Raw genomic sequence first — 21,715 nt, 5'->3', positions numbered from 1 at the left:
ATTATTAATAAGCTCATCATCCAAACCGCCATATTTTTTTAATGCGTCTTTATAAGTAATTCTTTCAAATGGCTTAGAAAAATCAATTATTTTTTCATCAAATTCAAGTTTTTTATCTAATTTTAATTTATCTAAAAGCATAGCAAAAAGCTCTTCTGTTAAATCCATTAAATCATGATAATTATGATAAGCCCAATAAAACTCGATTGTAGTAAATTCAGGATTATGCGTTAAATCCATCCCTTCATTTCTAAAACATCTATTAATCTCATAAACCGCCTCAAAACCACCTACAATCAAACGTTTTAGATATAACTCTGGAGCAATTCTTAAAAATCTTTCCACACCCAAAGCATTGTGATAAGTTACAAAAGGCTTTGCATTTGCTCCCCCTGCAATAGGATGCATCATTGGTGTTTCAACTTCCAAAAATCCTTTGTTATCAAAAAAAGATCTAATATAAGAAACTATTTTAGAACGCAAAATAAAATCTTTTCTCACCTCACTATTCATAATCATATCAAGATATCTTTTTCTATATCTTTGCTCAATATCTGTCAGCCCATGATATTTTTCCGGTAAAGGCACTATAGCTTTTGTAGCTATTTGAATTTGTTCTACATGAAGACTAAATTCTCCTGTTTTTGTCATAAAAGGAAAACCTTTAACCAAAACAATATCCCCTACTTCAAGATATTTTTTTAAAATAGCAAAGTATTCTTCCCCTAAAATGTTTTGATTGAAATAAATTTGTAAATTATCTTGTTCATCTTCTATATTAGCAAATACTGATTTACCAGCTATCCTAAGAAGCTTTAATCTTCCTGCTAATACTCCATGAGCATTTTCATCACGCTGATTTTCTATATCTTTAATATAGATGAATTTAGCCTTATATTCACTTATACTCATTTCTTTTTTTAAAAAGTGTGGATAAGGGTTGATTCCTAGTTCTTTTAACTCTTGCGCTTTTTGAATTTTTTGTTGCTCTAAAATATTATCAAACATTAAATATACCTTTATTTTTTACTACATTGTGGACATAGGCCATAAAGTTGCATTAAATGTCCTGTTAGTTTAAAATTATATTCTTTTGCGATTAACATTTGTTGCTGTTCAATAATAGGATTTTCAAATTCTACAATCTCGCCACAACTTTTACAAATCAAATGATCATGGTGAGGTTTATTTGCAAGTTCAAATTTCTTCCCTGAAGCACCAAAAGATATAGAAGTAGCCATACCGGATTCTTCTAACAAATTTAAAGTTCTATAAACTGTTGCAATGCCTACATTTAATTCGGGATTTTTTTGCTTTATTTCTACGTATAGACTTTCTGGAGTATAATGCATATCGCTATTATATAAAGTTTTTAAAAGCACTTCTCTTTGTTTAGTATATTTTAGACCATTATCTTTAAGTGTTTTTTTAAAACGCTCAAGCAAAACATCATATTCAATATTTTCAATTTGCATTATTTACCTCCGAATTTAGACTTAAATTAGAATCTATAATTTGTTCTTGTATTTTATCTAAACCATTTTGAGTAAAATCAGTATTCATTATAAAATCACCTGTTTGTCTAAGTAAATCTAATGTATAGCTATTTTTAGCATATTTTTCTAAGCTTGCATTTAAAAATTCTATATTATTAATACAAGCCACTAAAATTGCAAAAATCAAAAATATTTTAGCACTACCAAATAAAAATCCACCTATACGATCTATAAAACCAAGACCACTCATACTAAAAATCTTTGATAATATATTTCCCAAAGCCATACAAGCTACCCAAATTACAATTAACAAAACCAAAAATCCCGCAAAAATCGCAAGATTTTCGTTTTCAATTGCATAAAAATTATTATTAATAATTTCTGCTACTTCTTTAGCACATCTTGAAGCAAGTAAAACCCCGCCAACTATGCCTAATAAACCAAAAATTTCCTTAAATAAGCCACTTACCAAACCTTTTAAACCTAAAATCGCAGTTAAACCTAAAACAAATACATCAAACCAAGAAAAATTTTCCATCTATATTAAACTCCAAATATTTTATTCAATTATCTTAGGGACTATAAAAAATCCATCCTGAGAATTTGGAGCATGCTTGCTAAGCATATCTATCACATCAGATTTTCTACTTTCATCTAGTCTAAATGGAGTTGCAGCATTTGTAGTGCTAGTCATAGCTTCAACATCATCAAGTTTTAGCTCATCTAATTTTTCTACAAAATTAACAATCTGACTTAATTGTTCTTCCAATTCTTGTCTTTTATCATCGGCAATTTTTAAAGCACTTAGCTTTTCAAGTTTGGTTAATAATTTATCATCAATTTGCATAATTTACCTTAATCTTAATTTTTAACTCAAGAAAACTCTTTTTAGGTTAAAAATTATAACATAAAATCATTTATTTTTTCATTTTTATATGTTACAATTATAGACTTAAAACAATAAATAATGTTTATTCTTGCTAAAAAAGGGAAAATATGGCTTTAAAAGAAAACCTAAAAGCGGTTCAAGCAGAATTAAGCTCTCAAGAGCAGATGATGGAAAATTTTATCAAATCTGAGCGCTTTATAAAAAAATACAAATACTATTTCATTGTAATCATTGTACTTTTAATCGCATATCTTAGCGGAAGTTATTTTTACAATCTAAAACAAGAAAGTAATATTCAAGAAAGTAATATAATTTTTAACAACTTATTGAAAAATCCTTCAGACCAAAAATTACTTGAAGAATTAAAACAAAAAAATGCAAATCTATACACCATATTCATGATGAATCAAAACAATCAAGATCTTAATCAAACTTTAAGCCTTAACATAGATCCTTTGTTAAAACAAATAGTGCTTGCTCAAAACAATCAAAAATCAGACTTTTTGAAAGATTATAATACCTTATTGGTAGGTTTTGATTTTCTAAAACAAAACGATTTTAAAAATGCAGATATAGAATTTAATAAAATACCTATAAATTCTCCCTTATGGCAGATTATTACAAGCTTAAAACATTATCAAGGAATAAAATGAAACACTTTTATTTATTTATCATTACTTTAATATTTTTTAGTGCTTGTGGCACAAAAAGGGAGTATTACCAACCAACACAAGCAGAACAGCTTCCTTATAGCTCTCAAAGTATTAATGGTAAAATTATAAATTTCAATAACAATATAGCACAATTAAGCAATAATTCTTTTATAGATACTATGGGAAATATTATTAATTTTAAACTAGATAAAAATTATCATATTATAAATATGCAACAAGAAGAGGTTCTTATTGGCGATGATAATGGAAATTTTAAGATTTTAAATTTACAAGGTGATGAATTATTTTCTCATAAATTTAATGAAAGTGTAGTGAGTGCAAGTATAGATGGAGATGATATAGCTTTAATTTTAGCTAGCAATACCTTAGTATATGCAAATAAAAATCTTGGTATTAAAATGCTTCAAAATCTTGGCACAGCCTATGCTCAAGATAGTCGTTATGCTAATCCTTATTTTTTAAATACCATTATTATATATCCTATGCTTAATGGAAAATTAGCCATACTTAATAAAAGCACACTAAAAGTGAGTAAAGAAATTTTAGTAAGTAGTGAGGAATTTTTTAACAATATCATCTATCTTCATGTTAAAAATGATACTATGATTGCTGCAACTGCACAAAAAATCATCGTTGTTACTCCAAATAGAACCTTATATTTAAACGAAAATATTAAAGAAGTAAACACTAATGATAATGAAATTTTTGTACTAACAAAAGATGGAAGAGTTATTAAAAATGATTATAATCTTAGAAAAATCGATGAAGTAAAATTTCAGTTTGCTCTGTTTTCTAAAAGCACCTTGCACAATAACTCTTTGTATATTTTTGAAAAAACAGGTTATTTGATCAAGCTAAATACAAATTTGAAAGATTATACAGTATATAAACTAAGTGAAGCCGTTGATAAAAAAAGTTTTATGGCTAATAGTAAATTTTTCTTTCAAAATAAATTTTTACAATTAAACTAAAATGAATCAAGAGCTTAGTGATATTCTTATAAAATATGGGATTGTTTTAAAAAATACTAAATCCTTAGATATCCATGCTTTTAGTAAAAAGAAAAAATTAATTTGTATTTATGGAGAGAATACAAATAAACAATGTTGTTTGATTTTATTTTCTTTTACAAAACGTAAAATTTTAACAAAAGAAAGTTTAGATTTTGAAGATATTTTTCAAAATATAAACCAAACTCTAAACTTAAATTTTCAAAATTATTTTATATTTCACCAAGCTTTAATTTGTTCTAAAGCAAAAGAATATCTAGCTACCAAAGGGATTAAAAATTATGCTTTTATGTGATATTGGTAACACAACCGCTAGTTTTCTAAATGAGCAAAAATTTTATTCTATGAGTATTGAGCAGTTTTTACAATACGAACCTACACAAAAAGTATTTTATATCAATGTAAATCCAAATTTAGAGCAAAGATTAGAACAAAATCCTTTATTTATCAATCTTGCCTCATATTTTAATTTTGATACTATTTATGAGAATTTAGGGGTTGATAGAATAGCAGCATGTTACACTATAGAAGATGGTGTTGTAGTTGATGCGGGTTCTGCAATAACTGTAGATATTATTTCTAATTCTATTCATCTTGGGGGATTTATACTCCCAGGTATTGAAAGCTATAAAAAGTCTTTTTCCAATATTTCATCACGTTTAAGATACGAGCTAAATACACAGATTAATTTTGATGCTTTCCCTCAAAGAACCGTTGATGCTTTAAGTTATGGAGTTTTTAAAAGCATATATTTACTTATAAAAGATAGTGCATATGATAAAAAATTATATTTTACAGGCGGAGATGGGCAATTTCTTGCAAATTTTTTCGACTATGCAATTTATGATAAATTTTTAATTTTTAGAGGTATGAAAAAAGCTGTTTGTGAAAATTTTATACTTTAAAATTTATTTCTATACCCAAGCGCTTGAAATTATAAAATTTATTTACTCAAAACAACTATATTTTGATATTATTAGCAAAATCAAACACACAAAAGGAATTGATAACAATGGATCAAAAACATTTTGATACCGTGGTAATTGGCGGTGGGATTTCTGGTGCTGCAGTATTTTACGAGCTGGCTAGATACACAAATATTCAAAATATTGCTTTGTTAGAAAAATACAATAGCGCTGCAACTTTAAATAGCCATAGCACAAGCAATTCACAAACTATCCACTGTGGTGATATAGAGACAAATTACACTTTAGAAAAAGCAAAAAAAGTTAAAACAACAGCAGATATGATTGTAAAATATGGTCTTTTGCAAAATGCACAAAATAAGTTTATGCACTCACACCAAAAACTCGCACTTGCAGTTGGAGACAAAGAATGCGAGTATATGAAAAATAGATATGAAGAATTTAAAGAATTATATCCTTATATTAAATTTTATACTAAAGATGAAATTAAGCAAATAGAACCTAATGTTGTATTAGGCGAAGATGGCATAAATGATAGAACCGATGAAGTAGTAGCTATGGGTGTAGAAGCAGGAGCGGTTTATACTACAGTAGATTTTGGCTTGATGAGTCAAAATCTTATAGAGCAAGCTTGCAAACAAGGAAAAAATACTCATGTTGCCTATAATCAAGAAGTTGTGTTTATAGAAAAAAAAGATGATATTTTTTATATTAAAACAAAAGATTTTAAAGAATATAGCGCGAAATCTATTATAGTAAATGCGGGAGCGCATTCTTTATTTTTGGCACATAAAATGGGTATAGGATTAGATAAATCTTGCTTTCCGGTTGCAGGAAGTTTTTATATGTCTAAAAGAAAAATTTTAAATGGTAAAGTTTACATGGTGCAAAATCCAAAACTACCATTTGCTGCGCTACATGGTGATCCTGATTTATTAGCTAATATGAATACACGCTTTGGCCCTACTGCCTTAGTTATCCCTATGTTAGAAAGATACCATGGTTTTAAATCACTACCTGAATTTTTCAAAACACTTAACTTAGACATGAATGTAGTCAAAATTTGCCTTAATCTTTTTAAAGATTCTACTATTAGAAATTATATTCTTTATAATTATTTGTTTGAAATTCCTTATATTAACAAAAGACTTTTTGTAAAAGATGCAAGAAAAATAGTTCCTAGTTTGAAAACAGATGATATATACTATGCTAAAAATTTTGGCGGAGTACGTCCTCAAGTACTTGATAAAAAGGCAGGAGAATTAATGCTTGGTGAAGCAAGTATCACTGAAATTCCAGGTATAATTTTCAATATGACACCAAGTCCAGGTGCTACAAGCTGTCTTGGCAATGGTTATAGAGATGCAAAACTTATTTGTCAATACTTGGGTGCTAATTTTAATGAGGATTTATTTACTAGTGAACTACTATAAAAAGGATAAAAAATGCTAAAAAAAACAAAAATAGTTGCAACGATTGGACCAGCAAGTGAAAACGAAGCTACAATAAGACAAATGATTATTAATGGGGTGAATGTTTTTCGTTTAAATTTTTCACATGGAACCCATGAGTATCATAGTCAAAATCTAACTACTATTAGAAAAGTAGCAACTGAACTTAATGCAAGAATTGGAATTTTACAAGATATTAGCGGACCAAAAATTAGAACCTTAAAAATTCCAGAAGCTTTTGAATTAAAAAATGGAGATAGACTAGACTTTTACAAGGATACTTTTGAAGGAGAAAAACTTTCTAATGAACATTATAAAGTCTGTATTAATCATCCTGAAATTCTTTCAATGCTAAAGGTAGGAGAATACATCTATCTTTGTGATGGCTCCATCAAAACTAAAGTAGTGCAAGTTGAAAAAGATTTTATCCAAACCCAAGTAGAAAATAGCGGGGTGCTTAGTTCAAACAAGGGAATTAATTTTCCTAATACAAAAATTAATATCGATGTTATCACCCAAAAAGATAAAGACGATCTTGCATGGGGTATTAAAAATGATGTTGACTTTTTAGCCATCTCTTTTGTACAAAATGCTCATGATATTGATGAAGTTAAGAAAATACTTGATGAAAATAATGCCAAAATTGCTATTTTTGCAAAAATAGAAAAATTTGATGCTGTTGAAAATATCGATGAAATCATAAATTGCAGTGATGGTATAATGGTAGCAAGAGGGGATTTGGGTATTGAAGTGCCTTATTATAGAGTTCCGAATATACAAAAACTCATCATTAAAAAAGCCAATGAAGCTAATAAACCTGTCATTACTGCTACTCAAATGCTTTTTTCACTTGCAAAATCCAAAACTGCCACAAGAGCTGAAATTTCAGATGTTGCTAATGCTGTGCTTGATGGCACTGATGCAGTTATGCTTAGCGAAGAAAGTGCGGTAGGGATTGATCCGGCAAATGCAGTTGATATTATGACTCAAACCATTATAGAAACAGAAAAAAACTATCCTTATGAAAAATTTGAAACCTTTAAATGTTTCAATGAAACCGATATTATTGCTAAATCAAGCACACAACTAGCAACCGATTTAAATGCAAATGCAATTTTTACCATCACAAGTAGTGGTGCTTCTGCGGTTAAAACAGCAAGATATCGTCCAAAAATGGATATCATAGCTATTACTCATTCTAAAAAAGCTTTAAATTTTTTAAGTATAGTTTGGGGAGTTCAACCTGCTATATTAATAGAAAAACATGAAAATTTAACAGAGCTTTTAAGCAATTCTGTAAAACTTGGAGTCGAAAAAGGCCTTATGAAAAAAGATGGAGTTTATACTCTTACTGCAGGTTTTCCAATAGGTGTTGCAGGAAGTACAAATTTAATTAGAATTTTACAAAAAGATCAAATTGAATATTATTTAAGTTTGGGAAAATAACCCAAACTTAATATTCTTCTTCTATCAAATCACATAAACAATGTATAATTAAAATATGCATTTCTTGAATTCTAGCTGTATCATCGCTTGGAATGACTATATTTATGCTCACATAGTTCATTCATCACTCCACCACCCTTTCCACTGAGTCCTATACACTTAGCACCAATTTCTCTAGCTTTTTCAAAAGCTTTAATCACATTTGGACTTTTTCCACTAGTAGAAATTCCAATCAACACATCATTATCACTAGCTAAAGCTTCAACTTGTCTTGAAAAAACAAATTCAAAACCATAATCATTTCCTATAGCACTTAAAGCAGAAGTATCAGTGCTTAGAGCAATAGCAGCTAAAGCCTTTCTTTCTTTTTTATATCTTCCGCTAAGTTCAGCTGCAAAATGCTGGCTATCTGCAGCGCTTCCACCATTTCCACAAATTAAAATTTTCCCACCACTTTTCAAGCACACTTTTAACTCTTGAGCAACCATAGCAATTTGCTCTTTTAAACTCAAACTTTGTTCTAAAGTTTTTTGATGTTGAATAAATTCCTTTTCGATTTTATTTATCATTTGCAATCCTATTAATTATATTGGTAGTGCTAAATCCATCTTCAAAGTCGATCAATTCTACTTTTTTTACTAAATTTGAACCCACTACCTCTTTGTCTTTATAATCAGCTCCCTTAACTAGCACATCAGGTTTTAAAAACTCTATCAATTCATAAGGAGTATCCTCATCAAAAATCACTACATAATCTACAAAATACATGCTCGCAAGCATACATGCACGTTGAAACTCTAAATTTATAGGTCTTGAATTTCCTTTTAGTCTTTTTACGCTTTCATCTGAATTTAAACCTACAACTAAGATATCTCCTAATTTTTTAGCTTTTTCAAGATATTTTATATGACCATAATGCATAATATCAAAACACCCGTTGGTAAAAACTACTTTTTGATCTTGTAGCAATTTTACAAGCTCTTCTTTGCTTTTAATTTTATCTTCAAAAGAAGCTTTTTTGAGGTTTTTTATCTCTTCTAAACTTACACTCACACTTCCTACTTTTGCTACCACAACAGCTGCTGCATCATTTGCTAGCTCGCACGCTTTTACAATATCAACTTTTAAAGCCAAAGCATAAGCAAGCATAGCTATAACACTATCTCCAGCTCCTGTTACATCATAAACCTCCAAGGCTTTTGCAGGAATAATATGTAATTTTTCATCAAAAAGTGCTATTCCTTCTTCAGATAAAGTTATGATAGAATAAGCTAAATTTAAATCATCTTTTAATTTTTTCAAAGCTTTTTCTAAATTATCAATTTTTTCTACACCCAAAGCTTGAATAGCTTCTTTTTTATTTGGAGTTAGCAAGGTTGCATTTTGATATTTGCTAAAATCACTTCCTTTTGGATCAATCAAAATAGGTAAATTTAAAGTATTTGCATGCTCTATCAAAGCTTTTGTTACTTTTGAAGTTAAAACTCCTTTGGCATAATCACTCAAAACAATCGCATCATAATCTTTTGCGATTTTTTTATACTCTTTGATAATTTCATCTTCTAATTTAGTATCAAAATCATTCTCATCATCAAGTCTTAAAACTTGCTGAGAATGTGATAAAACTCTGCTCTTAAGAGGGGTTTTTCTATCTTTTTCTACTAATAATTTTGCATTTAAATTCTCTTTTAAAAATCTTCCACTCTCATCATCACCCACAAGCCCTAGAGCAAAAACCTCGGCACCAAGACTTTTTAAATTTGCATATACATTACCAGCTCCACCTAGTCTTTTATCTTCTTTTTGTGATTTCATCACCATTACAGGAGCTTCTGGAGAAATTCTAGTACAATCACACCATATATAATGATCCACCATAAAATCCCCAACAACTAAAATTTTTGGCTTTTTAGAACTTAAAAAATCAAGCATTTACTTCCTTTTCATAAAGCCTTTTAATCTCATCTAAATAATCTTTTATTCCTTCTTCAAGACTAAATTTAGCTTTATATGAAAAACTCTCATCTAATTTTGCTTGAGTATGAAATTGATAAGCGTTTTTATAAGGATTAGGAATATACTCACAAGGATAATTAGTGTTTAATTCTTTTTGTAAAATATCAACTATATCTTGAAAAGTTCTTGCCTTACCTGTAGCTACATTATAAATTCCGCTTTTTGCTTCTAAAGCTTGCAAATTTGCACTCACAACATCTTTAATATATACAAAATCACGATAAATTTGATCACTTCCTTCAAATAAACGCGGACTTTTGCCCGCTAAAATTTGATGTCCAAATTGCAAAATCATAGAAGCAGTGCTATTTTTAAAAAATTCTCCCTTGCCATATACATTAAAATATCTAAGCCCGACTATATGCATTTTATCAAAGTATTTTTTTGCTAATTTATCCATCATTAATTTTGAAAATGCATAAGGGTTTTTAGGGGCTTCACTTAAATTTACAGTTTGCGGGCTTGGAGCATCTCCATAAACTGAGGCTGAACTCGCATAGATTAGTTTTGCGTTAAGTTCTAAAGCAAGTTCTATAAAATCTTTAAAAGTGTTTAAATTAGTCTTTAAAACTTTGTTTTGATCATAAACAGTTGTATCTGAAATTGCGGCCTTATGAAAGATCGCATCGGGTTTAAAATCTTTTATAACTTTTAAAGTTCTTTCATCATTAATATCACCCACATAAAGCTCACCTTCAAAATCTAAAATATTTTTAAAATGACCAAAGCTTTCTAAATTTCCATTTTCAAAAGTAGTGCTTGAACGCATTTTATCTACAATCAAAACTTCATGTTTATCTTGAAGTTCTAAAGCAAGTGCAGAGCCTATAAAACCTGCTCCACCCGTTATCACTATTTTCATTTTCTATCCTTTAAATAATGCAAAAGTTCTTTTAAATTTTTAAAGACCTTATAGTTTTTATCATCATTATAATTTTCATTAATCAAAAATAGATTTTTTACACCAGCATTAATTCCAGCTTGCATATCGCTTAAATTATCCCCTATAAAAAAAGATTGTGAAAAATCTATATCAAATTCTTGTTGTGCTTTTAAAAGCATGCCAGGTTTTGGCTTACGACATTCACAATTTTCTAAATGCGGGCAGTGATAAATTTTTTCTATTCTAATGTTTCTTTTTAAAAATTCATCCAGCATATATGAACTTAAAATTTCAAAATCTTTTTCACTATAATAAGCTCTTGCAATGCCTGATTGATTAGTAGCTACAAAAATTAAAAAATTTTGCTTTTGAAAAAATTCGCAAAGTTCAAAAATACCATCACAAAATTCAAAATCACTGATCTTATGAACGTATTTTTTATCTATATTAATAATCCCATCTCTATCTAAAAATAACACCCTTGTTTTCATAAAAAAATTATAATGTATTTTTATTAAGATTTTTATAATTTATCAAGCAAAAAAGTTTTTTAAGCGACTTTAAATAAAAAAAGCTTATAATTCAAAACATTTTATTTTCAATTTATATAGGAGTGATACAATGAAAAAGCTACTTGTTTTATCAGCTTTAGCATGTCTTGGTGTTTCAGCTTTTGCTGCAGATGGTGCTACACTTTACAAAAAATGTGCAGTATGTCATGGTGCTAAAGCAGATAAAGTTTATCTTAACAAAGTTCCTGCTTTAAATTCTTTAACTGCAGCTGAAAGATTGCAATACATGAAAGACTATGCAGCAGGTAAAAGAAATGCTTATGGTCAAGGTGCTATCATGAAAATCAACCTTAAAGGTTTAACAGAAGCAGATTTCAAAGCAATTGAAGAATATATCGAAAGCTTAAAAAAATAATTTAACAGCCTTTATGGCTGTTTTTTGTTCTTTTCCAAAGCTTCTTTTTTTCTTTTTTCTAAAATCACCGCGTCATTTAAAGCTTCTTCACTATCATTTAAAGTAGTAAATTTATAATCATCATCAAATTGTTTATTCTTTATACCCCAAAGCAAAGCGCAAATTGCCAAAAACAAAGCAACCAAAGAAACGCCTATCATCATCATTAAAACACCGTTCATTTTTTAATCCTTAAAGCATTTAAAATCACTATTATACTACTAAAAGACATTGATAAAGCCGCGATTAAGGGATTAATCAAACCAAAAAAAGCTAAAGGCATGCTCAAGGCATTATAAAATAAAGAAAAAGCCAAATTTTGTTTAATAATTTGATAAGTTTTTTTAGCTATTTGTATGGCTTTTTGTAAGCTTTTTAGGTCATTTTTTAACAATATAATATCACTATTTTCCATAGCAAGCTCAGAACCTTCTTTTAAAGAAACCCCAACACCTGCATAAGAAAGTGCTAAAGCATCATTTACCCCATCTCCTACCATTAAAACCTTACCTGTTTGATTTAAATTAGCTATTATTTGCATTTTATCTTCTGGCATACACGAGGCTTTGAAATTATTTATTTTTAATTTTTCAGCCACCTTGCTCACAGCAGATAAATTATCACCACTTAACATATAAATTTGCATTTTACATTCTTTCATAAATCTAATCAACTCTTCAGAGCTTTCTCTCATACTATCTTCTAACTCAAAAACTGCTAATATAATTTTATTTTTAGCAAATATAAAATGCGTGGTTTGAAATTCTTGTACTTGCATATGATTTTCTTTGAAAAATTTCTCATTTCCTCCCAAAAATTCATCTTTGCCCAAAAAGGCTTTATAACCTCTTGCTTGAAAATTTTGAACTTTTTCAAATTCTATTCTGCCATCGATTTTTTCATCTAAAAATTTCAAAATGCTTTTAGCCACTGGGTGGTTAGTTAGGTGTAAGAAATTTAATAACTCATTTTTATCCAAACTCTCATCCAAAAAGCTTTTTTTAACTTCTAGGCTAGCCTTTGTTAAAACCCCTGTTTTATCAAACACAACCACATTACACTTGCTCAAATCCTCCACAACACCTGCTTCTTTAAATAAAATTTTTTCTTTCAAACCAGCACTAATTGCTACTAAAGAACTCACCGGAGTAGCCAAAGCTAAAGCACATGGACAAGCTATAATTAACACAGAAACCATGCGTATCATAGCCTCTTCAAAACCCAAATTTAACACAAAAAAAGTAAAAGCAAAACAAAGTAAAGCACAAGTTAAGATAATAGGTGAAAAATACTTACTTACTTGCTGTACCATTTTTTCTATTTTGGCTTTTTTTGAACTGGAGTTTTCAAGTAAATTAATAATCCTAGCTAATTTAGAATCCTTATAAAGCGCATTTGCCCTATATAAAGCATTCCCGCTTAAAACCAAAGAAGCAGAATAAATCATATCATCTTTTTGCACATCAAGCGGTAGACTCTCTCCACTTAAACTAGACATATCCAAGCTAATATTACCACTAATACACACTCCATCTATTAAAATTCTATCGCCTTCTTTTAACTCTATAATATCTCCTATTTGTACTTCTTCTACATCGATATTTTCTATTTTATCATTTTTTAAAACCCTTACTTCACTACTTAAAAACGATCGTAAATGATCAAGCGTATCAAGAGCTTTTTTCTTACTTAAAAGCTCTAAGTACTTTCCTATAAAAACAAAACAAATAATCATCGCCACAGAATCAAAATACACTTGCGAAGCTCTTGAAAACATTGCCCATATTGAATATATATAAGCTAAACTTGCCCCGCTAATTACCAAAGTATCCATATTAACACTTTTAAATTTCAAAGCATAATAGGCATTTTTATAAAAGATTGAGCCTGTATAAAAAAGCACAGGAGTACAAAGTAAAAATTCAGCAAAATGTAAAATATCCTTAGTATCAGCTTCCATGCCACTAAAAAACCCAGCATACTTGGCTACAGATATCCACATGATATTCATCACACAGGCTATGGCAACTATTAATTTTGCATAAAAATCTCTTTTAGTTTGGGTTGCTCTTTGTTCATTCTTTGTAGGCAAATACACACTAGCTTTATAACCAATACTTTCTATGCTTTGGATAATTTTTGCTAAATTTATACTTTTTTCATCAAAAACAATTCTAGCTTTATGAGTAATAGAATTAATATCAACTTCTATCACCCCTTCACTTTTAATGAGAATTTTTTCATTAAGCCAAACACAGGCAGCACAATGAATTTCTTCTATAAGTAAAAAAATCTCACTAAAACCTTCTTTGGTTTGTTGTATGTATTTTTCATAATCTTTAACATTATGTTCTATTATGGCAGGAGTTAGGGTTTGATTGCCAAGTTTTTCATAAAATTCTTCCAAATTATTTTCTTGTAAAATCTCATAAACACTCTCACAGCCTTTACAACAAAAATAATTTCCATTTTTTTCTATCATTTGATCTTGTCTGAAACTTAACTGGCAGTGTTTACATTTCATCTTATACTTTCTTCAATAATTTTTTACAATATTTTATCATTTTTTTAAAATCACTATTTTAAAAATTATTTACAAAGCTATATTATAATTTTAAAAATTTGACAAAGAAGCATTTTTTTGAATAAAATCTCTTATTCATTATTAAATACTACATTTTCTACATTTTAGAGGATATATGGAAAATACAAAAGAAAAAAAACAACATCAAAGAACACACATTCCAGTGGAAGGTTATAAGATAGAAGATTTAAAGTTGCTTGATCTAGAAAGCTTAGTTAAAATTGCTAATGAAGCAGAAATAGAAAACCCAAGAGAATTTAGAAGACAAGATCTTATTTTTGAAATTCTAAAAGCACAAACCAAAAAAGGTGGCTTTATACTCTTTACAGGAATTTTAGAAATTTCACCTGAAGGCTATGGCTTTTTGCGTGGAATGGATTCAAATTTAAGCGATAGTGTAAATGATGCTTATGTATCAAACTCACAAATTCGCAAATTTGCTCTGCGTGTTGGAGATATAGTTACTGGTCAAGTTAGAGAACCAAAAGATCAAGAAAAATACTATGCTTTGTTAAAAATTGAAGCGATTAATTATCTTCCATTAAAAGAAGCTAGAGAAAGACCTTTATTTGACAATCTTACTCCAATTTTTCCAACTGAAAAAATCAAATTAGAATACGATCCTTTAAAACTAACAGGTAGAATGCTTGATTTATTTGCTCCTATAGGAAAAGGTCAAAGAAGCTTAATTGTAGCACCTCCAAGAACTGGTAAAACTGAGCTAATGAAAGAACTAGCTACTGCTATTGCTAAAAATCACCCAGAGGCTCATTTGATTGTGCTTTTAGTAGATGAGCGCCCTGAAGAAGTTACAGATATGCAAAGATGTGTTAAAGGTGAGGTTTTTAGCTCTACTTTTGACTTACCTGCTTATAATCATGTTAGAGTAGCTGAGCTTGTTATAGAAAAAGCAAAAAGAATGGTAGAAACAGGCAAAGATGTCATTATCTTGCTTGATTCTATTACAAGATTAGCAAGAGCTTATAATACTGCTACGCCAAGTAGTGGTAAGGTTTTAAGCGGTGGGGTTGATGCAAATGCCTTACATAAACCAAAACGCTTTTTTGGTGCAGCTAGAAATATAGAGCATGGTGGCTCATTAACCATTATAGCAACTGCTTTAATAGAAACAGGATCAAGAATGGATGAAGTAATTTTTGAAGAATTTAAAGGAACAGGAAATAGTGAAATCGTTCTTGATAGAAATATTTCAGACAGAAGAATTTACCCTGCAATTAACATCATAAAATCAGGAACTAGAAAAGAAGAATTACTTCAAGGTGTTGAAAAACTTCAAAAAATTTGGGCAATTAGATCAGCTATTTCACAAATGGATGACATAGAGGCTTTAAAATTCTTATACTCTAAAATGCTAAAAACTAAAAGCAATGAAGAGTTATTATCTATCATGAATGAGTAGTAATGCTTCAAGCTCTTGCTGTTAAATACAGACCAAAAAATTTTAATGAGCTTGTAGGGCAAAATACTGTTTCTACAAGCTTAAAATATGCTCTTGAAAATAATCGCTTAGCACATGCTTATTTGTTTTCAGGATTACGCGGAAGCGGAAAGACTTCAAGTGCAAGAATTTTTTCAAGAGCTCTAGTATGCGAAAAGGGACCAAGTGCTAACCCTTGTGGAGAATGCTCTCAATGTTTATCTTCACTTAGTGGCTCTAATATAGACATTATAGAAATGGATGCTGCAAGCCATAGAAGCTTAGAAGATATACAAGAGCTTATCGAGCAAGTCAAATACGCTCCATCTTTAGCTAGGTTTAAAATTTTTATTATCGATGAAGTGCATATGCTCACCCCACAAGCTGCAAATGCCTTGCTTAAGACCTTAGAAGAGCCACCAAGTTATGTAAAATTTATACTAGCAACAACTGACCCTTTAAAACTTCCTGCTACGGTTCTTTCAAGAACTCAGCATTTTAGATTTAAGCAAATTTCTACCCATGATATCTTAAATCATCTTGAATGGATTTTAGAAAAAGAAAATATCAATTATGAAAAAGAAGCTTTAAAACTCATTGCAAGAAGCGGAAATGGTTCTTTAAGAGATACCCTAACCTTGCTAGATCAAGCCATAGTATATTGTCAAAATGATATACAAACACAAAAAATCACTGCTATGCTAGGCTTTTTAGATCCAGCTAAAATTGAAGAATTTTATCAAGCCATTTTAGCCAATGATAAAGATAAAGTTCTTGAGTTTTTAAAAGAATTTGAAGATTATGAGGCAAGTAATGTCATTGATGAGATGATATTTTTTTTAAAAGAAGCTTTTTTTGCCAAAAATAATCTTTTTTCTATGCTAATTTATGAAAGATTTTTTAGAATTCTTTCACGCGCTAAGACTATGTTAAATTCTAGTGATGATGATAGTTTTGTGCTTTGTGTTATGGCTTTCATGCTTATAGAAGCAACTTATCTAAAAAGCATTGATGAGGCTATTAAAGGTTCAAAGCAAGATAGCATGCCAAATCCAAAACAACAAGAAACTCCTTCTATTCAACAAACCCCTAAAGAAGAAAAACTTAGTCCTTATGAAAATCTCTTAAAAGCAATATATAAAAGAGATTATGACTTAGCTGAAGTTTTCAAAAAAACCACACAGTTTGTTTCTTTTGAAGATGACATTTTAAGCATTAGCTCACATGCTAAAGATGATGATAGAATGGTTTTAAACAATGGTTTTAAATTAATCAAAACATTACTTCATGAGCTTTTTGGAGAAAAAGCACAAATTAAAATCCAAAAAATAGAAACCATAGATACTCAAAAACTACAAGATATATTCAAAACTCCTATAAAACAAGAAGTAAAAAACACACCAAATTTAAATGAACATTTTGAAAATTTTAAAAAAGACGCTAAAAAATACGATCCTAAAGATGAAACCAAAGAAGCTCTTAATAAGCTCTTTGGTTCTCCGACAATACTAAATTAAAAACTACCATTGATTGAAATATAAATTCTTCTTCCCTCTTCTATACGGTTATAAGTATTTACCCAAACATCTTTGCCATCACTCTTATAAGAATCCCAATCATTTGTAAAACTTTTATCAAAAAGATTATAAATTGCTGCATTGATGTTCCAATTTTTATTGATATCATAACGCACACCCATAGAAGCTAAAAAGACATCTTGATAATATTCTCTATTAATATTTGTATCGCCCATATAACGATCTATTTGCCACTCACCTTTTACCCATGGAGTGAATTTATTAAAGATATTATAACTTGCTTTTAACATGATATTGTGTTTTAAACTATCAATTTCTGGCTTTCCTATCACAGCCTTATCTTGCGCATCTTTTACTTCACTATCAAGATAAGTATAAGCTAAATCTAGATTTAAATGATCTATAGGAGTAATCCCTGCTCCAAGCTCTATGCCTTTGTATTCAACCTTGCCATGATTAATCGCTTGATAACAACTATCAGCTTCACATTTTCCAATACCAGAAATCATACTGCCATTGCTAAATTTTTGACTAGAAATTTTATCTTTGAAATTTGTTAAAAAGCCGGTTGCTGAAATATAAAATAAGTCATTATTATAAACAGCGGCTAATTCATAATTAAGCGATGTTTCTTCTTTTAAATTTGGATTTCCATAAACAGGAATTTTTCCTTGTCCACTGTAATTATAAGTTCCTGCTATCAATCTATTAGCATATGGAGTTCTAAAGCCAGTTGAAACACCACCCTTTAAAGTAAGTTCGCTAGTAGGATTATAAACCAAATAAGCCCTTGGTGAAATATTATTTCCAAAAATTTCATGATGATTATATCTTGCGCCAAAAGTAAATCTCAAATCATCTCTTATACTATATTCATCTTCCGCAAAAAAAGCTAATAAATACTGATCAAAATTCGTTGGATTAGCGATTTTATCTTGCATTTTTTCAAGTCTATATTCACCACCCACGCTTAAAATATGACTTTGGCCTAAAGGAATAACTGATCTTGTATCTACAATAATATCTTCAGCAACTATATCTCTATTTTGCCCTAAAAATGGCTGATTTGCTTGGCCAACCACCTCACGCCCATCGTTACTTACACGGTTATACTGCAAAGTAGAAGTAATCGAAAAATCTTCATACACACCCTCATGACTTAAATAAGTTACCAACTTATCCACTTGCATAGTGTCTGTATAACCACCTGTTAAAGAGCCATCATTTTTATCTGTTGGTTTTGTTAATGTGCCTAGTTGACCTTTTTTGTTATCATAATGATTTCTTGAAAAATCAATGTCAAATATCAAAGTATTATAATCATCTACTAAGTAATTTAACCTAGTTCCTAAACTAAAATTATTTGCTTTTGTAGGACTTTGCGCTTGATCACCTTGCACTCTTTGTCCACTTCCATTGCTAAATTCAACATTAGATTGTTCCCTATAAAACTCTCTAAAACGTAAGGTTAATCCTAGGCGATCATTCATCAACGGGCCGCTTGAATATATACTTGTACCATAAGTATTACCCCATTCTTTATGTGCATTAAAAATACTATCTAGACTAACTGATGTTTCCCATTTATCACTTACTTTTTTTGTGATGATATTTACAACACCACCTAAAGCTTCGGAACCATATAAAGTACTCATTGGTCCTTTGATTACTTCTATTCTTTCTATGCTAGAAATTGGAGGTAGGAATGAATTTGAAATTTCATTAAAACCATTAGGCCCTACTTCTCCGCCTATACCTTGACGGCGTCCGTCAATTAAAATTAAAGTATATCCAGTAATACCTCTCATGGTAATATTATAAGATCCAGTTTTTCCTTTGCTAGCAAATAAATCCACACCAGGAATATCAGCAATAGCTTCGGCAACATCTCTATAAGGCTTACTTTCCAAATCTTTTTTGCTAATCACATTTATAGTAGCAGGGGCTTCTTTAATATCTTGAGAAAAACCAGAAGCACTTACTATGGAGCTATCTAATAAAACTTCTTGCGATAAAGCATTGCAGACCAAAAAACTAGCAACACAAAATGATAAACAATGTTTTTTCATTATTTCCTTTCTTATAAATATATTTTCAAAACTGAAATATTATGATAATAATTATTAATTTAAAATAAATTTATTGTATCAATTATGATAATTGTTATTAATAAAAAATTTAATTTTTAGTAATATAATCACAAAAAAATAAAACGAGGATAAGATGGAATTTTTAAAAACTTACATTGACTTAATTATATTTATTGTTTTAGGAATAATGGCATTTATTGCTATATGGTGCACTATAGAACGTATATTGTTTTTTAGAAAAATTAAGCTAAATGATTATCAGTGTCAAGAAAAATTTGATGATGCAATTAGTGAAAACCTCACCATGCTTTATATTATTTACACTAATGCTCCTTATGTAGGACTTTTGGGAACTGTAGTGGGAATTATGATTACATTTTACGACATGGGTGCAAGTGGGAATATTGATGTTAAATCTATTGTTATTGGTTTATCATTAGCTTTAAAGGCTACAGCATTAGGAATTTTAGTTGCCATTCCTTCTTTGATGGCTTATAATGGATTACTTAGAAAAATATCAACCTTGAGTAATGCATATCGTATCTTTAAGGATAAAAATGCTTAAATTACCAAAAAATGAAGGCTTAAACATCATTCCTTTTATAGATATAATGCTTGTTTTGCTAGCTATTGTTTTAAGCATATCCACTTTTATCGCACATGGTGAAATCAAAATCAATCTACCTCAAAGTGAAAATTCAAATTCCATAAGTGAAAACAAAGACAAAATAAGTATTTTAATCAATAAAGAAAATGAATTTTATATCGATGGAAAAATAGCTTCCTTAGAAGAAATAAAAGCAAAATTTAACACTATAGATTCTAAAACATTAGTAGAGTTAAAAAGTGATAAAGAAGCAAAATTTGAAAGTTTTGTAAAAATTATTGATATTTTAAAAAATAAAAATCATGAAAATTTTCAAATTTTAACAGAGCAAAAAAGATGAAAACATTCATAAATAATCATAAAAATCAATCCTTTTTTATCACTTTATTTCTCTTTTTGCCTTTATTTTTTGTTTTTATTTATACTAAGAGTTTTTTACATATACAACATAGTACTTCAAAAGAAGAAAAATTTAATATAGCTATAAAACAATTTTTACAAGATTCCCCTAAGGCAAAAACCGAACAGCCTAAACAAGAAAAAATAAAAAAGCCAGAACAAACAAAAGAAAAGGCTATCATTCAACCTAAAAAAACAAATACTTTAACCAATACCAAAGCAATAAATCAATTAAATGAAAAAATAAAACCTCAAAAAACTATAGCACAAGAAAAAAACATTCCAACAACTTCTCAAGAAAGCATATCTTTAACTAATAACAATGAACTTTTAAAAGAAGTCAAACAAGCTATAGATAAAGCTTTAATCTTTCCTAGACAAGCCAAAAAAATGCGAATGAGTGGCGAAATTTTAGTAGAATTTACGTGGACTAAAGATAAAAATCTATTAAACTTAAAAATATTAAAACCATCAAAATATAAATTATTGAACGATAGTGCCTTAGAAACTATACGTATAGCATCTAAGAATTTTCCACAATATGAAAAAACTTTTCATATAAGAATACCCTTAATATATAAAATAAACTAAGCAAAATTGCTTAGTTTGTCTTGATTAAATTATGTCCTTTGTAGATCCCATAAATTTTATAATCTCCATTTTTAAGCATTAAAACCACAGGATATTCTTCTTCATAACCTTGCTCCATCCCAGGACTTCCCTGAGGCATACCAGGAGCAGAAATACCTATAACATCTTCAGGTTTATTTTTCAAAAGCCAAGCAACTGCATCTTCAGGCACATGCCCTTCTATAGCATAACCATCAATTACGCCAGTATGGCAACTTTGATACATAGGCTGAATATTCATTTTTTCTTTTATTTTTAAAAAATCCTCGCTTTTATGTATTTGCACTTTATAGCCCTTATCTTTCATATAATCAGCCCAAAGATCACAACATCCACAAGTAGGACTTTCATAAATATTTAATAATTTTTCATTAGCCAATAAAGCTGCAAAACCAAGCGATAAAGTTAAAAATAATTTTTTCATATATCCTCCAAAAAACAAAAATATAAAATACATTATAAAAATTAATATTTTTTATAAAACAAATAATTTTTATTTTAAAATCTATAAAAATACAAAAATACACTCTTATTTCACTCACAAATACTTATTTTTTACCTACAACAAAAACTCAACCCATATACTAAATAAAAACATTCAATGAACAATTTCAAACAAAATTTATAAACTCTATTAAAAACTTAAACCCAAATTTGTTATAAATATTTTAA

At 29.2% G+C, this 21,715-nt stretch carries 23 protein-coding genes and 1 pseudogene; 12 read left to right on the top strand and 12 right to left on the bottom strand.

The window, feature by feature from the left end; translation table 11 throughout:
- From CAMP5121_RS07430 to gatC, 4 genes are all read right to left on the bottom strand, one after another.
- Nucleotides 1–1,008: amino acid--tRNA ligase-related protein (locus tag CAMP5121_RS07430; RefSeq protein ID WP_337215234.1), on the bottom strand; the 1,008-nt coding region annotated here is incomplete at its 3' end.
- A gap of 11 nt (nucleotides 1,009–1,019) precedes the next feature.
- Nucleotides 1,020–1,475 (bottom strand): Fur family transcriptional regulator, encoded by a 456-nt coding sequence (locus CAMP5121_RS07425; RefSeq protein WP_039617809.1) that lies wholly within the window; start codon nucleotides 1,473–1,475, stop codon nucleotides 1,020–1,022.
- Nucleotides 1,465–2,034: a CvpA family protein gene (locus CAMP5121_RS07420; RefSeq protein WP_337215233.1), complete on the bottom strand. Its 570-nt coding sequence runs from the start codon at nucleotides 2,032–2,034 to the stop codon at nucleotides 1,465–1,467. Before CAMP5121_RS07420 ends, CAMP5121_RS07425 begins: the two co-directional genes overlap by 11 nt.
- Nucleotides 2,035–2,055: 21 nt before the next feature.
- Entirely contained in the window at nucleotides 2,056–2,343 is a 288-nt protein-coding gene (gene gatC, locus CAMP5121_RS07415) for an Asp-tRNA(Asn)/Glu-tRNA(Gln) amidotransferase subunit GatC (protein WP_263664170.1), read from the bottom strand.
- 149 nt (nucleotides 2,344–2,492) lie between these two features.
- On the opposite strand from gatC, the gene CAMP5121_RS07410 reads away from it, so the two are divergent.
- The 6 genes from CAMP5121_RS07410 (at nucleotide 2,493) to pyk (ending at nucleotide 7,892) form a co-directional block, all read left to right on the top strand.
- Nucleotides 2,493–3,038, top strand: coding sequence for a hypothetical protein (locus tag CAMP5121_RS07410; protein WP_337206261.1), 546 nt, complete (start codon nucleotides 2,493–2,495; stop codon nucleotides 3,036–3,038).
- A complete protein-coding gene (locus CAMP5121_RS07405) occupies nucleotides 3,035–4,030 on the top strand; it encodes a hypothetical protein (RefSeq protein ID WP_337215232.1) in 996 nt (331 codons plus the stop codon). Before CAMP5121_RS07410 ends, CAMP5121_RS07405 begins: the two co-directional genes overlap by 4 nt.
- 1 nt (nucleotide 4,031) lies before the next feature.
- Nucleotides 4,032–4,364, top strand: a complete 333-nt coding sequence (locus tag CAMP5121_RS07400; protein ID WP_337215231.1) for a hypothetical protein — start codon at nucleotides 4,032–4,034, stop codon at nucleotides 4,362–4,364.
- A complete protein-coding gene (locus CAMP5121_RS07395; protein ID WP_263683203.1) occupies nucleotides 4,351–4,974 on the top strand; it encodes a type III pantothenate kinase in 624 nt (207 codons plus the stop codon). The genes CAMP5121_RS07400 and CAMP5121_RS07395 overlap by 14 nt, the downstream gene beginning before the upstream one ends.
- 107 nt (nucleotides 4,975–5,081) lie before the next feature.
- Nucleotides 5,082–6,428, top strand: coding sequence for an FAD-dependent oxidoreductase (locus CAMP5121_RS07390; RefSeq protein WP_337215230.1), 1,347 nt, complete (start codon nucleotides 5,082–5,084; stop codon nucleotides 6,426–6,428).
- Nucleotides 6,429–6,440: 12 nt separating this feature from the next.
- Nucleotides 6,441–7,892, top strand: coding sequence for a pyruvate kinase (gene pyk / locus CAMP5121_RS07385; RefSeq protein WP_263664164.1), 1,452 nt, complete (start codon nucleotides 6,441–6,443; stop codon nucleotides 7,890–7,892).
- A 7-nt stretch (nucleotides 7,893–7,899) separates the two neighbouring features.
- Here pyk and gmhA read toward each other — a convergent pair.
- From gmhA to CAMP5121_RS07365, 4 genes and pseudogenes are all read right to left on the bottom strand, one after another.
- Nucleotides 7,900–8,461, bottom strand: a pseudogene (gene gmhA, locus CAMP5121_RS07380) (D-sedoheptulose 7-phosphate isomerase).
- Nucleotides 8,451–9,824 carry a D-glycero-beta-D-manno-heptose-7-phosphate kinase gene (gene rfaE1 / locus CAMP5121_RS07375; RefSeq protein ID WP_337215229.1) on the bottom strand — a complete coding sequence of 458 codons (1,374 nt, stop codon included), beginning with the start codon at nucleotides 9,822–9,824 and terminating at the stop codon, nucleotides 8,451–8,453. The pseudogene gmhA and the gene rfaE1 overlap by 11 nt, the downstream one beginning before the upstream one ends.
- Entirely contained in the window at nucleotides 9,817–10,770 is a 954-nt protein-coding gene (rfaD, locus tag CAMP5121_RS07370) for an ADP-glyceromanno-heptose 6-epimerase (RefSeq protein WP_337215228.1), read from the bottom strand. The genes rfaE1 and rfaD overlap by 8 nt, the downstream gene beginning before the upstream one ends.
- Nucleotides 10,767–11,282: a D-glycero-alpha-D-manno-heptose-1,7-bisphosphate 7-phosphatase gene (locus CAMP5121_RS07365; protein ID WP_337215227.1), complete on the bottom strand. Its 516-nt coding sequence runs from the start codon at nucleotides 11,280–11,282 to the stop codon at nucleotides 10,767–10,769. The genes rfaD and CAMP5121_RS07365 overlap by 4 nt, the downstream gene beginning before the upstream one ends.
- Before the next feature lie 130 nt (nucleotides 11,283–11,412).
- Here CAMP5121_RS07365 and CAMP5121_RS07360 point away from each other — a divergent pair, with 130 nt between their 5' ends.
- The gene (locus CAMP5121_RS07360; protein ID WP_039668143.1) at nucleotides 11,413–11,718 is read left to right on the top strand and encodes a cytochrome c553; all 306 of its coding nucleotides are present in this window, start codon (nucleotides 11,413–11,415) and stop codon (nucleotides 11,716–11,718) included.
- An 11-nt stretch (nucleotides 11,719–11,729) separates the two neighbouring features.
- On the opposite strand, the gene ccoS is transcribed toward CAMP5121_RS07360, so the two are convergent.
- Nucleotides 11,730–11,939: a cbb3-type cytochrome oxidase assembly protein CcoS gene (gene ccoS, locus CAMP5121_RS07355; protein ID WP_039668142.1), complete on the bottom strand. Its 210-nt coding sequence runs from the start codon at nucleotides 11,937–11,939 to the stop codon at nucleotides 11,730–11,732.
- Nucleotides 11,936–14,281 (bottom strand): heavy metal translocating P-type ATPase, encoded by a 2,346-nt coding sequence (locus CAMP5121_RS07350; RefSeq protein ID WP_337215226.1) that lies wholly within the window; start codon nucleotides 14,279–14,281, stop codon nucleotides 11,936–11,938. The genes ccoS and CAMP5121_RS07350 overlap by 4 nt, the downstream gene beginning before the upstream one ends.
- 175 nt (nucleotides 14,282–14,456) lie before the next feature.
- On the opposite strand from CAMP5121_RS07350, the gene rho reads away from it, so the two are divergent.
- Together rho and CAMP5121_RS07340 are read left to right on the top strand one after the other, a co-directional pair.
- Nucleotides 14,457–15,761, top strand: coding sequence for a transcription termination factor Rho (rho, locus tag CAMP5121_RS07345; protein WP_039617780.1), 1,305 nt, complete (start codon nucleotides 14,457–14,459; stop codon nucleotides 15,759–15,761).
- Between the two features lie 2 nt (nucleotides 15,762–15,763).
- Nucleotides 15,764–17,296, top strand: coding sequence for a DNA polymerase III subunit gamma/tau (locus tag CAMP5121_RS07340; protein WP_337215225.1), 1,533 nt, complete (start codon nucleotides 15,764–15,766; stop codon nucleotides 17,294–17,296).
- Here CAMP5121_RS07340 and cfrA read toward each other — a convergent pair.
- A complete protein-coding gene (gene cfrA, locus CAMP5121_RS07335) occupies nucleotides 17,293–19,386 on the bottom strand; it encodes a TonB-dependent ferric enterobactin receptor CfrA (protein WP_337215224.1) in 2,094 nt (697 codons plus the stop codon). The genes CAMP5121_RS07340 and cfrA overlap by 4 nt on opposite strands.
- A 154-nt stretch (nucleotides 19,387–19,540) precedes the next feature.
- Between cfrA and exbB the strand changes: the two genes are divergently transcribed.
- Genes exbB through CAMP5121_RS07320 form a run of 3 tightly spaced genes read left to right on the top strand, consistent with a single transcriptional unit; the run spans nucleotide 19,541 to nucleotide 21,004 of the window.
- Nucleotides 19,541–19,972: a TonB-system energizer ExbB gene (gene exbB, locus CAMP5121_RS07330; protein WP_149062773.1), complete on the top strand. Its 432-nt coding sequence runs from the start codon at nucleotides 19,541–19,543 to the stop codon at nucleotides 19,970–19,972.
- Entirely contained in the window at nucleotides 19,965–20,354 is a 390-nt protein-coding gene (gene exbD, locus CAMP5121_RS07325) for a TonB system transport protein ExbD (protein ID WP_337215223.1), read from the top strand. The genes exbB and exbD overlap by 8 nt, the downstream gene beginning before the upstream one ends.
- Nucleotides 20,351–21,004 carry an energy transducer TonB family protein gene (locus tag CAMP5121_RS07320; protein ID WP_337215222.1) on the top strand — a complete coding sequence of 218 codons (654 nt, stop codon included), beginning with the start codon at nucleotides 20,351–20,353 and terminating at the stop codon, nucleotides 21,002–21,004. Before exbD ends, CAMP5121_RS07320 begins: the two co-directional genes overlap by 4 nt.
- A 10-nt stretch (nucleotides 21,005–21,014) precedes the next feature.
- Here CAMP5121_RS07320 and CAMP5121_RS07315 read toward each other — a convergent pair whose 3' ends face one another.
- Nucleotides 21,015–21,467: a DUF411 domain-containing protein gene (locus tag CAMP5121_RS07315; RefSeq protein ID WP_337215221.1), complete on the bottom strand. Its 453-nt coding sequence runs from the start codon at nucleotides 21,465–21,467 to the stop codon at nucleotides 21,015–21,017.
- Nucleotides 21,468–21,715: the final 248 nt, after the last annotated feature.

This window comes from Campylobacter sp. 2352 PW, from assembly GCF_024723575.1.
Classification (GTDB): Bacteria; Campylobacterota; Campylobacteria; order Campylobacterales; family Campylobacteraceae; genus Campylobacter_D.
Note: the sequence above shows the minus strand (reverse complement) of the source record. Positions and strands in the feature narration are given on the sequence as shown.